The following is a 15,334-nucleotide window of genomic DNA, read 5'->3' as shown; positions in this document are numbered from 1 at the left end:
TGTGCTATTTTATTCAATGATTCTTATTCCACCTAAATCAGCCGAACTAACCATACTTGCATAGGCTCGTAATGCTTTGGATACCGTACGATTACGATTTGGTTTGAATGCATCTTTACCTTTGGCAAGCTCCTCATGTCGGCGAGCTTCCAGTTCTACATCGGATATACGTACATCGATAGAACGGTTAGGAATATCTATATCTATAATATCTCCATCTTTAACCAAGCCAATAGCACCACCTGATGCAGCTTCGGGAGAAACGTGACCGATAGAAAGACCTGATGTTCCGCCCGAGAAGCGTCCGTCTGTAATAAGGGCGCATTCTTTACCCAGGTGCTTAGATTTGATATACGATGTAGGGTAGAGCATTTCCTGCATACCCGGTCCTCCTTTAGGTCCTTCGTATGTGATGACAACAACATCGCCGGCTTGTACATCACCTTTCAATATTCCTTCACATGCCGCATCCTGAGAGTGGAAAACTTTGGCTGTTCCCGAAAATTTGAATATGCTTTCATCCACACCCGCAGTTTTTACAACACATCCATTCAGGGCGATGTTACCTTTCAATATAGCCAATCCTCCGTCTTTGGTATATGCATGCTCCATACTGCGGATACAGCCGTTTTCTCTGTCGGTGTCCAGAGTAGGATAGCTACTGTTTTGAGAGCCCATTACAAGATTAAACTTATTTCCAGGTGCTGATTTATATAAATCCTCGGCGGCTTTTTCTGGATTAGCTTTTGTTATATCATATTTCTCTATAGCTTCCGCAAGAGAAAGTCCATCGATTCGTGAAACGGCAGTATTAATCAACCCACCTTTATTCAATTCGTTCAAAATACCAAGTATACCTCCTGCACGGTTGACATCTTGTATATGGTATTTTTGAGTATTAGGCGCTACTTTGCACAAACATGGTGTTTTGCGCGACAGTTTGTCTATATCGTCCATTGTGAAGTCTACTTCGCCTTCTTGTGCTATAGCTAGCAGGTGAAGGATTGTATTTGTAGAACCTCCCATCGCTATATCTAATGTCATAGCATTCAGAAAAGCCGTTTTGGTAGCTATCTTTCTGGGAAGTACCGATTCATCACCGTCTCTGTAATAACGATAAGCATTATTTACAATCTGTTTTGCAGCATCTTGGAATAATTTAGATCGGTTTGCATGAGTGGCAACGATTGTTCCATTGCCCGGTAATGCAAGTCCTATGGCTTCGTTCAGACAGTTCATCGAGTTAGCAGTAAACATGCCCGAACAAGATCCGCATGTAGGACATGCCGCACGTTCTATGGCGTTTACTTCTTTATCGGAAACGGTATCATCCGCAGCTTTTATCATCGCATCTATCAGGTCGAGGTGTTTATTGTCAAGCTCTCCTGCTTCCATTGGTCCTCCGGATACAAATACAGTTGGGATGTTCAATCTCATCGCTGCCATCAGCATACCGGGAGTGATCTTATCACAATTGCTGATACATACCATTGCATCTGCTTTGTGAGCATTCACCATATATTCTACACTATCTGCAATCAAATCTCGTGATGGAAGAGAGTATAACATTCCATCGTGTCCCATGGCAATACCATCGTCTATAGCTATGGTATTAAATTCGGCAGCAAAGCATCCCAAAGCTTCAATTTCTGCTTTTACTTTCTGGCCTATATCATGAAGGTGTACGTGTCCCGGGACAAATTGAGTAAATGAATTGACGATAGCAATGAGAGGTTTTCCCATTTGTTCTTCTTTCATGCCATTGGCTCTCCATAGGGCTCTTGCCCCGGCCATACGCCGTCCTTGTGTACTAGTCGAACTTCTTAATTCAAATCCCATAATTATACATACAGTTAAAAAAAAACCTTTCCCATTGAATGAGAAAGGCCTATGTTAATTTCCTTATTATATACTTAACTTCATATACATACCTTTCTCATTTATTCTGACCGACGAGGAGAATATCAATGAGACTGAGGATATGTAAAAAGCAATTTGTCATTATTTCGCTATAAAAGTGATCACAAAGTTATAAACTTTTTTTTAAAAACAAATTTTATCCCATTTTTTTTAAGTTGACTAGGAAACTAGTCATTGGATATCTCTTAATGGATTGGCTTCAGCACTTGTAATTGATGTTACAATATTCGTGTAAAATTGTCTAATGGTAGAGGTTTTCGAGTGTGTATAAAGTGACAGTATAAAACTTCTATAAAAAGTGTCACTTTTGTCACCTTTTGTTTGTATGCTATTGATATATAGTAGTTTGTGTTTTGTGTGGTTTGTCACTTTTTGAGAGCAATATTTACATTGAGTTGATATGAGGTATTAAATGTTTAGGATTGATAAAATTTATATATTATATCCATATTATAAACACGTTGCAAATACAACACAACAATAATTTTATTAATTTTGCATCCCAATTAAATTTTTTACAGTGCTAAAATTATCCATACTACAACAGATTTTTGAGACTCACAAAAATATACCCGCAATAATAGATTTATTGTCTAAGCATAAAGATATCTATGTTAAAGGTTTGCAGGGTTCGTCAGCGTCTATGTTTGCTACAGCCTTGTTTCATAAGACAGATAGCTGCTATTTGTTTGTGCTAAACGATTTAGAAAGTGCGGGGTATTTTTATCACGACTTGAATCAGATTTTAGACTCGGATAAAGTTTTATTCTTTCCTTCCGCATACAAACGGGCGATAAAGTACGGACAGATAGATGCTGCCAATGAAATCCTCCGTACTGAGGTGATGGGACAGTTACAGGTTGAAGATAAAAACCTGATAATCGTAACATATCCGGAAGCTTTAGCCGAAAAGGCTGTAGCTAAAGATATACTGAAGAAGAATACGATACAGATGTCGGTGGATGAAGAGATCGATCGTAATTTCGTATCTGAGATGTTGGATAGTTTTGGATTTGAATACGTTGACTATGTGTATGAGCCGGGACAATATGCTATCAGGGGAAGTATTCTGGACGTTTTTTCTTTTTCGAGCGAATATCCTTATCGTATCGACTTTTTTGGAGATGAAGTGAGTACAATACGAACTTTTGATATCGAAACACAGTTGTCGAAAGAGAAACTAAACCAGATACAGATTATCCCTGACATGCAAAAGTCGAATATGGATCGGGAGTCGTTGTTGAAACTGATTCCGAAGGATACGGTCATTGCATTTAAGGATTTTGTATGGGCTCGCGACAAAGTAGAGAGTGTATATAATGATTCTACTATTTTGGATAACCCTGAATATGAGAAAGATTTACAAAATAAGCTGACGTTAAGGGATGAATATGATGCGTTGGTTAAGGGATTCAAGCATATTCATTTCGGGAATAAAATACAGGCAGAAGCTGTTGTCGAATTCAAAACAGATATACAACCTTCGTTTCATAAAAACTTTGACCTGATCAGTGAAACTCTTCACAAATATCTCGATAAAGATTATACTATATATATATTAAGTGACAGTGAGAAGCAACAGAAACGTCTAAAGTCTATTTTTGAAGACAGGGGAGATAATATCAATTTTACACCTGTGGAGAGGACTCTATCAGAAGGGTTTATTGACGAAACTTTAAAAATCTGCTGTTTTACCGATCACCAGATTTTTGACCGTTATCATAAATATAATCTTAAATCCGATAGGGTACGTTCAGGTAAGTTTGCTCTTTCTTTAAAGGAACTTCAACAGTTTCAGATAGGAGATTATATCGTACACATCGATCATGGTGTAGGTCAATTTGGCGGTCTTGTGAGGTCTGATATGAATGGGAAGATGCAGGAGTTAATAAAACTCATTTATTTGAACAATGACGTTATCTTTGTTTCCCTGCACTCTTTACATAAAATATCAAAATATAGAGGGAAAGAAGGCGAACCGCCACGTATCAATAAGTTAGGGACAGGGGCATGGAATAAGATTAAGGAGAAAACCAAAAATAAAGTAAAGGATATTGCCCGCGACCTGATACAACTATACGCCAAACGCCGGCAGGAAGAAGGATTTAGCTTCGCTCCCGATTCTTTTCTACAGCATGAGCTCGAAGCCTCATTTATTTATGAAGATACCCCCGATCAGGTAAAAGCAACTGCGGATGTCAAACTTGATATGGAGAACAGCAAACCGATGGATCGCTTGATTTGTGGCGATGTTGGGTTTGGAAAAACAGAAGTATCTATCCGGGCTGCATTTAAGGCCGTAACAGATAATAAGCAAGTTGCAGTATTGGTTCCTACAACAGTTTTAGCCTATCAGCACTATCAAACATTTAAAGAGAGGCTTAAAGACTTTCCTTGCCGTGTAGAATATATCAGCAGGGCACGGTCGGCAGCACAAATTAAAGAGGTTCTAAACGATTTGAAGGAGGGAAAAGTTGATATCCTGATTGGTACGCATCGCATTGTTGGCAAAGATATTCAGTTTAAAGATTTGGGCTTACTTATAATAGACGAAGAGCAAAAGTTTGGTGTTGCTGTAAAAGAGAAATTGAAGCAAATGAAGTCTAATGTGGATACTTTAACGATGACAGCTACGCCTATTCCACGTACATTGCAGTTTTCGTTAATGGGAGCAAGAGATTTGTCTGCAATAACAACGCCTCCTCCAAACAGGTATCCGATACAGACTGAAGTACATACATTCGATCCGTTGATTATTCGTGAAGCTATAGAGTTTGAAATGAGCCGTAACGGGCAGGTATTCTTTATCAATAACAGGATAAAGAATATACATGAACTTGAAGATATAATAAAGAGAGAGGTTCCTGATGCTCGTATTGCCGTTGGGCATGGACAAATGGACCCCGCCAAACTGGAATCGATTATTATAGACTTTGTAAATCAAGAATACGACGTATTGATAGCAACTTCAATTGTCGAGTCGGGTATTGATATCCCCAATGCAAATACGATAATAATAAACAATGCTCAGAATTTTGGTTTGAGCGATCTGCATCAATTGCGTGGACGTGTTGGGCGAAGCAATAAGAAGGCTTTTGCATATCTATTAGCACCCCCGTTACACACCTTGACTCCTGAGGCTAGAAGACGATTGCAAGCAATTGAGAACTTCTCCGAACTGGGTCATGGATTTCACATTGCTATGCAGGATTTGGATATTCGTGGAGCCGGAAATCTACTTGGAGCAGAACAGAGTGGTTTTATTGCAGATTTAGGATATGAAGTTTATCAGAAAATATTGACGGAAGCAGTAAATGAGCTCAAAAATGATGAGTTTGCAGAACTCTATCATGAGGCTGATGAAGATAATAAGATTTCGGGAGAAAACTTTGTTGATGATGTTCAGATAGAAAGTGATCTTGAACTTTTGTTCCCTGCTCTTTATATACCAAATGATTCGGAACGTATTACACTCTATCGGGAGCTCGATAATATGGAGAAGGAGTCGGATATAATGCAATTTACAGAACGTCTCGAAGACCGTTTCGGAAAAATTCCATCCGAAGGTCGAGAGTTGATTCTGGTAGTTCGGCTTCGATCTATAGCCAAAACACTGGGTATCGAAAAGGTTGTTTTAAAAAATGGAAGAATGAGTTTATTCTTGGTTACAAATTCGGAGTCACCATACTATCAGTCGAAAGCGTTCGATAAATTACTCAATTACATCCAGAAGTATCCTCGTAAGTGCGAATTGAAAGACAGGAACGGAAGGCGTTCTGTGAGCATACAGAGCATTCCAAATGTGGAAACAGCTTGTATGGTATTATCAGAAATAAACGGGCTGTAAGCAAAAAAAGAGAAAAGCTTGCGCCTTTCTCTTCTAAGCTTCTGTAAATTTGATATTTACTTAATGTATCCTACCGGTTGAACGAATGTTATTTCTTGTTTGTCAGTAAGTTTCAATGTATTATGTAGGTCAGGGCGAGTAAATGATCCTCTTGCTACAGAACCTAAACCTACTGAAGCACAATACAGGGTTTGGGCCGGCATTTCTTTATATTCGAATGATCTATGAGACTGACGTTCATTCAGGGCCTCCATCAAGGGTTTTCCTCCTGTTTTGGTTGGAGAAACTAATTGTATATCCTGGGCAGAGACACAATTTATTAAACAAAATAACGCAATGGCTAATAAACCTTTTTTCATAATTGTAACCTAATTTTATAATTAACAGAAACAAAAATATAGAATTATATTCGTTTATAAACTCTTGTTTTTGAATTAAGTTCTTTGTGTAACTCTTGTTTTTAAGTAAAATTCACAACTTGAAATAAAATATATATACTTATAAATAAATTCTATCGCTTATTGTTTTATATTTGTGAATAAAATCCGCTAATAATACAATGCGAAACCTATTCTTTATTGTTTTTTTGATCATAGCATCCTTTTCGCAGGGAATACGGTCACAGCAGAATACATTCCGGTCGCCCATAACTCTTAGTGATACAGCTCAAATAAGTTTACTGACTAGCTCCGCATGGGAAAAAGAGATCTATGCTTTGTTTGGGCATACGGCTATTCGGGTTTGTGATACAACACAACATTTAGATGTCGTGTTCAACTACGGCTTATTTGACTTCAATAGCGATAATTTCATATATAGGTTTGTCAAGGGAGAAACTTATTATATGGTTGGCTCTATACCTTTCAAGTATTACATAGAAGAGTATGGACAAAGAGGTGTAGGAGTTACCGAGCAGGTTTATAATTTGACCCTAAAAGAAAAGCAAGAGATATTTGATGCTTTAGCTCAAAACTCTAGTCCCGAAAACAGGGAATATCTTTATAACTTCTTTTATGATAACTGTGCAACCCGTCCTCGTGATATCGTAGAGAAATATGTACAGGGAGAAATAGAGTATACTCCGACTGATAAGCAACAAACATATAGAGACCTAGTATGGGAGTGCGTTGGAATACAGCCATCGACAAAATTTGGTATAGATATCATAATTGGGGCAGATGCTGATAAGGTAATCACAGACAAACAAAAGGATTTTTTACCGGCTTATTTGATGAAAGCCAACGAAGGGGCTCGCATTAGAAATACAGATGGGACATACCGAAACTTCATTTTAAAAGAGCAGCAACTTTTGACGCCACAAGAATTAGTTTCATCAGAAAGTCACATACAACCACTGTATGCCGGTTGTATCTTGTTGTTGATTACTATACTCTTGTCTTTCTTAGTCTATAAAAAAAGGTGGTTTACATTAGGACGAATTTATGATACACTATTGTTTATTGTAGCAGGACTTGGAGGATGTGTAATTTTCTTTTTGATGTTCTTTTCCATTCATCCATGTGTTAATCCAAACTGGAATATAGTGTGGTTAAATCCGCTTCAATTAATCGTTGCTTGTTTATTCTTTGTAAAATCACTTTCAAAATTCATAAATTGTTATCATTTTATTAACTTTGTAGCACTTTTGGCTTTTCTTTTGGCATGGTGTTTGATACCACAACAATTAGAGATAGCCTTTATCCCATTCATCTTATCATTATGTATAAGGTCGGGGATGAATATTTTACAACTTAAAAAGTTAAAGAAAAGAGCTGATTATAGCTTGCCTAGGCGAAAATGATAAGAATACTAACCTCTTTAGTTGCAGTGTTAACCATAACATCTGTTCAGGCACAGACTTCTGTTCACGAGGTGCCGAAGTTGGTGATTGGAATAACTATTGATCAGTTGAGAGGTGATTATCTAGAACTCTTTCAAGGTTCATTTTCTGAAAGGGGCTTCAAACGTCTCTTGAATGAAGGATTGGTATATCAGAATATAAAATTTGATTTTTCAAATTTAGACGATGCTTCTGCAATTGCCACTATATACACTGGTGCTTCACCTTTTTATCATGGTATCGTAGGGAATAAAAAGTACATTGTAGCAAAGAAGCAAGAGGTCTCGACATTTACAGATGAAGCTTTCTTAGGTAACTATACACAGGATAAAGTTTCTCCTTTGGCTATCAAAACCTCTACTATAACAGATGAGTTGAAGATGGCATCGCAAGGAAAATCTGACGTATACTCCTTTGCTCCTCAAATAGCTCAGGCTTTGATATCATCCGGAAAAAGAGGTAATTCTGCTTTCTGGATAGATGATTATACCGGCAAATGGGCTTCAACTACTTATTATAAGGATTTTTATTGGTCGGTAGATCAGGATAATCGTAGTACAACAAACTTTGCATCTAAGGTTTGGAGTATGTATTGGCGTCCTTCTAAGGAAGTTAGTACATATAAGGCTTTTCCTTATGAGCAAAGCGAATCGTCTTTCCAGCACTTTCTTGGAGGAGATAAGCAGACTTATTTGTTAGCGAAACAAATTCCTGCTGTCAACGAGAATGTACGATCTTCGGCTATGACTCTGCTTGCTAAAGCAGAATTAGGTAAACGTACTAATCCTGACTTTTTGTCTTTGACATTTTATGCAGGGAACTTTCCCGGAGTTTCCGATTATTCATACGAGATACAAGATATTTATAGCTGCCTTGATAAAGAAATAGAAAAGTTGTTAGACGAGGTCGAAAAGACTGTAGGTCTTAAAAATACGTTGATCTTTGTCACTTCTACCGGATATTACAATTCGTCGGAACATACAACGTCCACAGCTTTATCAAATTCAAATATCCCAGAAAATAAGTTCTATGTCAATCGTTGCGAAGCATTGCTGAATATGTACTTAATGGCTATATATGGCAGAGATGGGCAATGGGTTGATAAATTCTATAAAGGACAGGTTTATCTGAACAGGGAACTGATAAAGAGTAAAAATATATCATTACAAGAAATACAGGAAAAAGCGGCAGAGTTTGTTTCTGAATTTACCGGCGTGCAAGAAGTATATACTTCATATCAAATACAGCACGGTCAGTGGAATCCTGTAATGGAATATTACAAGAATGGCTATACTAAAGAGAACTCTGGCGATCTATTTGTCGAATTACAGCCCGGCTATAAAATCGTAAACGAGCAAGATGCTTCATTTAAAGAAAAGCAGACTCGTAATAATGCGATTGTGAGCCCTGTGATTTTCTTTGGCAATAATATTAAGCCCGCCAGAATAAGAAGGACGATTAAAGCTACAGAAATAGCTCCTTCGGTAACCTATATAATGCGTATAAGGTCTCCCAATGGAGCAAAAGAAGAGCCTTTACCGGAGTTAATTTGGTAGTACAATAAAACAAACAAAATAAAAAGAAAATAAACTAACTAAATATATGGGATTCGCTGACATTTTAACATCATTATTCGGAAATAAGTCTCAAAGAGACTTAAAAGAAATCAATCCGTATGTAGACCGTATCAAAGCTGTATATCCTTCTATTGAACGTCTGTCACACGATGAATTGCGTGCAAAGACAATGGAGATCAGACAAAAAGTTCAGGAGTACGTAGCAGCAGAAAAGAATAAAATAGCAGAACTCAAAGCCAATATCGAATCACTGGATATTGATCAACGTGAGGATGTATGGGTAGAAGTAGATAAGCTGGAAAAAGAAATAACAGACAAGTATGAGAAAGTATTAGACGAAGTACTTCCCGAAGCTTTTTCTATTGTAAAAGAGACCGCTCGCCGTTTGACTGAGAATGAAGAGATTATAGTTACAGCCACAGAGTTTGATAGAGAGTTGGCTGTAGATCATGACTTCGTGCGTATTGATGAAGATAAAGCTATATATCAAAATCACTGGCAAGCAGGAGGTACAGAAATACAATGGAATATGATCCATTATGATGTACAGCTGTTTGGTGGTGTTGTGCTTCATAAAGGTAAAATCGCCGAAATGGCTACAGGGGAAGGTAAAACACTGGTAGGTACTTTGCCTGTATTCCTTAATGCACTTACTGGTAATGGTGTGCATGTGGTTACGGTGAATGACTATCTGGCAAAACGTGACTCTGAGTGGATGGGACCAATTTACATGTTTAACGGACTTTCTGTAGATTGTATCGATAAACATCAGCCTAACTCAGAAGGCCGTCGTAAAGCATACCAAGCAGATATTACTTTCGGGACAAACAATGAGTTTGGTTTCGATTATCTACGTGACAATATGGCAATCAATCCGTCAGATCTTGTTCAACGCAAGCATAACTATGCGATTGTTGACGAGGTTGACTCCGTATTGATTGACGATGCTCGTACACCATTGATTATTTCCGGGCCTGTACCTAGGGGTGAACAACAGTTGTTTGAAGAATTTCGTCCACGTGTAGAGATTATCGTAAAAGCACAACGAGATCTTTGTACTAAATTACTGGCTGAAGCAAAAGCAAAAATGGCTTCCAGTGATAAGAAAGAGCAAGAAGAAGGATCGTTGTTGTTATATCGTTCATTCAAAGGGTTACCAAAGAACAAACCTCTTATCAAGTTCCTTAGTGAGCCGGGTATAAAGGCATCCATGTTGAAGACTGAAGAGCATTATATGAGCGAACAAATGCGTAATATGCACATTGTTACAGATGATCTTTATTTCACTATAGACGAAAAAAATAACAGCATAGAGCTCACAGATAAAGGTATCGATTTGCTTACAGGTAATTCAGATGACCCTTTGTTCTTTGTTTTGCCTGATATCGGGTCTTTATTATCAGACTTGGAAAATCAATCGCTTACTGACAGCCAAAAAGCAGAAAAGAAAGACGAGTTGATGCAAAACTATTCTATCAAGTCGGAACGAGTACATACAGTCAATCAGTTGCTAAAAGCTTATGCTTTATTCGATAGAGATGATGAATATGTGGTTATCGATAATAAGGTAATGATTGTTGATGAGCAAACAGGACGTATTATGGATGGTCGCCGCTATTCGGACGGATTACACCAAGCGATAGAGGCTAAAGAGCGTGTTAAAGTAGAAGCTGCAACACAGACATTTGCAACTATTACATTACAGAACTATTTCCGTATGTATCATAAGCTTTCGGGTATGACCGGTACAGCTGAGACAGAAGCAGGTGAGTTGTGGAACATTTACAAATTGGATGTGGTTGTAATTCCTACCAATAGACCGATCGCGCGTAAGGATATGAATGACCGTATATATAAAACAAAACGCGAAAAATATACTGCGGTTATACAAGAAATAGAAAAACTGGTAGGGGAAGGTCGTGCTGTACTTGTGGGTACAACATCTGTCGAAATCTCTGAGTTGCTGGGTAAGATGCTTACCATGCGTAAGATTAAGCATAATGTATTGAATGCTAAGTTGCACCAGCGTGAAGCTGAAGTCGTAGCTCTTGCCGGACAACCGGGAGCTGTTACTATAGCAACAAACATGGCCGGTCGTGGTACCGACATCAAGCTTGCACCAAGTGTGAAAGAAGCAGGAGGGTTGGCGATTATCGGTACAGAAAGACATGAGTCTCGTCGTGTCGACCGTCAGTTGAGAGGTCGTGCAGGACGTCAGGGTGACCCGGGGTCATCCGTATTCTACATCTCGTTAGAAGATGATTTGATGCGTTTGTTCGCATCGGAACGTATTGCCGGAATGATGGACCGTATGGGCTTCAAAGAAGGAGAAATGCTTGAGCATAATATGCTTAGCAAGTCTGTAGAAAGAGCTCAGAAGAAAGTAGAAGAAAACAACTTTGGTATTCGTAAACGCTTGTTGGAATATGATGATGTAATGAATTCTCAACGTGAAGTTGTGTACAAACGTCGCCGTCATGCTCTTATGGGAGAACGTATTGGTATCGATATCGTGAATATGATATATGATACGGCTGTGAGTTTAACAGAGCAACATGCCGATAATCTTGATTATGAAGGATTGACGGTTGATATGTTACGTTTGTTTACGACAGAGCCACCTGTTGATGAAGCGACATTCCGTTCTACCAAGCCTGATACATTGACCGATATGATATATGATAAGGCTATCCAGAACTTCAAACATAAGATGGATCGTTTAGCCGAAATTGCCAATCCGGTAATCAAACAGGTTTACGAAGAGCAAGGTGATAAGTTCGAGAACATTCTTATTCCTATCTCAGACGGAAGACGTGTTTATAATATCTCTTGTAATCTGAAAGAGGCATACGAAACACAATCTAAAGATGTGATCAAATCTTTTGAAAAATCAATAGTCCTTCATACAATCGATGAAGAGTGGAAAGAACATCTTCGTGAAATGGACGATTTGCGCCAATCCGTTCAGAATGCCAGCTATGAACAAAAAGACCCATTATTGATTTATAAACTTGAGTCTTTCAATCTGTTTAAGAGTATGTTAAACAGCATAAATAGTAAAGCTGTAACAATTCTTATGCGTGGACAGATACCTGTTCGTGAACCGGAACAAGTACGTCAGGCAGAACCGGAACAAAAGACTGACTATAGCCGTTACCGTACCGAACGTAATGATATAGAAGATGGACAACAAAGAGCTTCGGCTCCGGGGCAAGGGCAAGCAGCTCAGGAACGGCCAAGAGTTACAGCTCCTATACAAGTAGACAAAAAGCCGGGGCGCAATGATCCTTGTTTTTGTGGCAGTGGGAAAAAGTATAAAAACTGTCATGGAAGAAATGAATAATCGGAAGTAAATACTTGATATATTTATAATAATGAAAAGCCCGACAAGTAAGTTTCTGTCGGGCTTTTTTTATGTTATTATGTTTTCTAATACAAACAAAATTTGTATCTTAGCATGTTTTTTAATTGTCAGAAAAACAAAGTGTAAATGTACTTTACAAATATTTGAAAATAAAAATTTTAACTTAAGATAATGGCAGAAACAGAGGACAGAATTATCAGGATCAATATTGAAGACGAAATGAAGTCGGCATATATCGACTATTCTATGTCAGTAATTGTATCCCGTGCATTACCCGATGTAAGAGATGGATTTAAGCCTGTTCACCGTCGTATCCTTTATGGTATGAGTGAGCTAGGTAATACGTCAAACAAACCGCACAAGAAATCCGCAAGGATTGTAGGGGAAGTGTTAGGTAAGTATCACCCACATGGAGACTCTTCTGTCTATTTTGCAATGGTGCGTATGGCCCAAGAATGGAGCATGCGTTACCTTTTGGTAGATGGACAGGGTAATATGGGGAGTGTAGATGGTGATAGTCCCGCCGCCATGCGTTATACAGAGGCCAGGTTAAGTCGTTTGGCCGAAGAAATGCTTAAAGATATTGACAAGGAAACTGTTGATTTTCAATTAAACTTCGACGATACGTTGCAAGAGCCGACAGTGCTTCCTACACGTATACCTAATTTGCTTATAAATGGAGCTTCGGGTATTGCTGTTGGGATGGCTACGAATATGGCTCCTCACAATATGACAGAGTCTATTGATGCTATTGTAGCATATATAGACGATAGAGATATCGATACAGATGGTTTGATGCAATATATCAAAGCTCCTGATTTTCCATCAGGAGGGTTTATATATGGTTATCAAGGAGTAAGAGATGCTTTTGAAACAGGGCGAGGACGTGTTGTTATGCGCGGTCGTGCCGAAATAGAGACAGAAGGTAATCATGAAAAAATAGTAATTACCGAAATTCCTTATCTGGTAAATAAAGCTGAATTAATCAAGCATATAGCTGACCTGGTCGGAGAAAAAAGATTGGATGGTATCAGTAATGTTAACGACGAGTCTGACCGCCAAGGAATGCGTATCGTTGTAGATATCAAGCGTGATGCTAATGCGAATGTTGTGCTAAATAAATTGTATAAGCTTACAGCTCTACAATCTTCATTTAGTGTTAATAATATTGCTTTGGTAAAGGGACGTCCTAGAACGTTGAATCTTAAGGATATGATATCATTATTCGTTGAACACAGAATAGATGTTGTTATCCGCAGAACTACATACGATTTACGTAAGGCCGAAGAGCGTGCTCATATTCTGGAAGGATTAATAATTGCATCAGATAATATAGACGAAGTAATAGCTCTTATAAGGGCTTCTAAATCGCCTCAGGAAGCTATTGAAAGTTTGATGAATAGATTCAACCTGAGCGAGATACAGTCTCGTGCAATCGTTGAAATGCGTTTGCGTCAATTAACCGGACTTGAACAAGATAAACTTCGTAATGAATATGACGAAATACAGAAACTAATTGCTTACCTGAACGAAATCCTATCGAACGAAGATCTTCGGATGCAGGTAATCAAAGATGAACTGATAGAAATAAAGAATAAATATGGTGATGCTCGTCGTACAGAGATTGTATATGCATCTGAAGAACTGAATCCTGAAGACTTCTATGCAAATGATGAGATGATTATAACAGTATCTCATTTCGGATATATCAAACGTACACCTCTTACCGAGTTCCGTGCACAAAACAGAGGTGGAGTAGGAGCTAAAGGTTCTGAAACACGTGACGCAGATTTTATTGAACACATCTATCCGGCATCGATGCACAACTATATATTATTATTTACTCAAAAAGGTAAATGTTTTTGGTTGCGTGTATTTGATATTCCGGAAGGAACCAAGAATTCAAAAGGAAGGGCTATACAGAACTTGCTGAATATTGAATCGGACGATAAGGTTACGGCATTTATTCGTGTCAGAGGATTTAGTGATACTGATTACATTAATAGCCATTACCTTGTATTCTGTACAAAAGCAGGAGTTATCAAGAAAACCAGACTTGAAGCATATTCTCGTCCTCGCCAGAATGGGGTCAACGCAATTACTATTCGTGAAGATGACAGAGTGATTGAAGTCTTGATGACTGATGGAGACAGTGAAATTCTCATAGCAAATCGTAATGGACGAGCAATTCGTTTCCATGAATCAGATGTTCGTGAGATGGGTCGTACTGCTACCGGAGTAAGGGGTATGCGTATCGATGAAGATGGACAAGACGAAGTGATAGGAATGTTGGCTATGTCTAAAGAAGATCAGAAAACTCATACTATCATGGTGGTTTCAGAGCAGGGATATGGAAAACGTACTAATCTGAATGATAAAGACGAAGAAGGAAATGATCTTTTTGATGAAGATGGCAATATTATTCCTGTATATCGTATAACCAGTAGGGGAGGTAAGGGTGTTAAAACATTGAATATAACAGATAAGACCGGTAAGCTCGTTTCTATAAATAGTGTTACTGATGATAACGATTTAATGATAATTAACAAGTCTGGTATTACAATTCGTCTAAAAGTTTCAGATATTCGCACTATGGGACGTGCTACACAGGGCGTTAGACTGATAAATTTAGGAAAACGAAATGATGAAATAGCATCTGTTTGTAAGGTCGATTCCGAAGATGAAGAAGATATTGAACTTGCCGAAATAGAGTTGGATGAAGATACCCAGAATAGCTCAACCCTGGATGAAAATGAGGAAATAAATAACTGATATATGAACTAAAA

General features: G+C 38.2%; 7 protein-coding genes. 5 read left to right on the top strand and 2 right to left on the bottom strand.

Annotated features, from left to right (window positions below; genetic code table 11):
• Nucleotides 1-9: 9 nt before the first annotated feature.
• Nucleotides 10-1,839 (bottom strand): dihydroxy-acid dehydratase, encoded by a 1,830-nt coding sequence (ilvD, locus tag BGO84_RS17525; protein WP_291031077.1) that lies wholly within the window; start codon nucleotides 1,837-1,839, stop codon nucleotides 10-12.
• 724 nt (nucleotides 1,840-2,563) lie between these two features.
• On the opposite strand from ilvD, the gene mfd reads away from it, so the two are divergent.
• Nucleotides 2,564-5,767: a transcription-repair coupling factor gene (gene mfd / locus BGO84_RS17520; RefSeq protein WP_291031314.1), complete on the top strand. Its 3,204-nt coding sequence runs from the start codon at nucleotides 2,564-2,566 to the stop codon at nucleotides 5,765-5,767.
• Between the two features lie 56 nt (nucleotides 5,768-5,823).
• On the opposite strand, the gene BGO84_RS17515 is transcribed toward mfd, so the two are convergent.
• On the bottom strand, nucleotides 5,824-6,021 hold the full coding sequence (locus tag BGO84_RS17515) for a hypothetical protein (RefSeq protein WP_291031075.1): 198 nt from the start codon (nucleotides 6,019-6,021) through the stop codon (nucleotides 5,824-5,826).
• Nucleotides 6,022-6,326: 305 nt separating this feature from the next.
• On the opposite strand from BGO84_RS17515, the gene BGO84_RS17510 reads away from it, so the two are divergent.
• The 4 genes from BGO84_RS17510 to gyrA all read left to right on the top strand — a co-directional run bounded on the left by BGO84_RS17510 (nucleotide 6,327) and on the right by gyrA (nucleotide 15,320).
• A complete protein-coding gene (locus BGO84_RS17510; protein WP_291031073.1) occupies nucleotides 6,327-7,568 on the top strand; it encodes a DUF4105 domain-containing protein in 1,242 nt (413 codons plus the stop codon).
• On the top strand, nucleotides 7,565-9,163 hold the full coding sequence (locus tag BGO84_RS17505) for an alkaline phosphatase family protein (protein WP_291031071.1): 1,599 nt from the start codon (nucleotides 7,565-7,567) through the stop codon (nucleotides 9,161-9,163). The genes BGO84_RS17510 and BGO84_RS17505 overlap by 4 nt, the downstream gene beginning before the upstream one ends.
• Nucleotides 9,164-9,209: 46 nt before the next feature.
• Nucleotides 9,210-12,527 carry a preprotein translocase subunit SecA gene (gene secA, locus BGO84_RS17500; RefSeq protein WP_291031069.1) on the top strand — a complete coding sequence of 1,106 codons (3,318 nt, stop codon included), beginning with the start codon at nucleotides 9,210-9,212 and terminating at the stop codon, nucleotides 12,525-12,527.
• Nucleotides 12,528-12,719: 192 nt separating this feature from the next.
• Nucleotides 12,720-15,320, top strand: a complete 2,601-nt coding sequence (gene gyrA / locus BGO84_RS17495; RefSeq protein WP_291031067.1) for a DNA gyrase subunit A — start codon at nucleotides 12,720-12,722, stop codon at nucleotides 15,318-15,320.
• Nucleotides 15,321-15,334 lie beyond the last annotated feature (14 nt).

The sequence above is a fragment of the Dysgonomonas sp. 37-18 genome (assembly GCF_001899125.1).
Classification (GTDB): Bacteria; Bacteroidota; Bacteroidia; order Bacteroidales; family Dysgonomonadaceae; genus Dysgonomonas.
The sequence above is the reverse complement of the archived record's forward strand: the minus strand, read 5'-3'. Positions and strand labels throughout refer to the sequence as shown.

What these genes read in the sequence shown, in the direction of transcription:
- ilvD (WP_291031077.1), bottom strand. Translation starts at nt 1,839, where the DNA reads ATGGGATTTGAATTAAGAAGTTCGACTAGTACACAAGGACGGCGTATG.
- mfd (WP_291031314.1), top strand. Translation starts at nt 2,564, where the DNA reads ATGTTTGCTACAGCCTTGTTTCATAAGACAGATAGCTGCTATTTGTTT.
- BGO84_RS17515 (WP_291031075.1), bottom strand. Translation starts at nt 6,021, where the DNA reads ATGGAGGCCCTGAATGAACGTCAGTCTCATAGATCATTCGAATATAAA.
- BGO84_RS17510 (WP_291031073.1), top strand. Translation starts at nt 6,327, where the DNA reads ATGCGAAACCTATTCTTTATTGTTTTTTTGATCATAGCATCCTTTTCG.
- BGO84_RS17505 (WP_291031071.1), top strand. Translation starts at nt 7,565, where the DNA reads ATGATAAGAATACTAACCTCTTTAGTTGCAGTGTTAACCATAACATCT.
- secA (WP_291031069.1), top strand. Translation starts at nt 9,210, where the DNA reads ATGGGATTCGCTGACATTTTAACATCATTATTCGGAAATAAGTCTCAA.
- gyrA (WP_291031067.1), top strand. Translation starts at nt 12,720, where the DNA reads ATGGCAGAAACAGAGGACAGAATTATCAGGATCAATATTGAAGACGAA.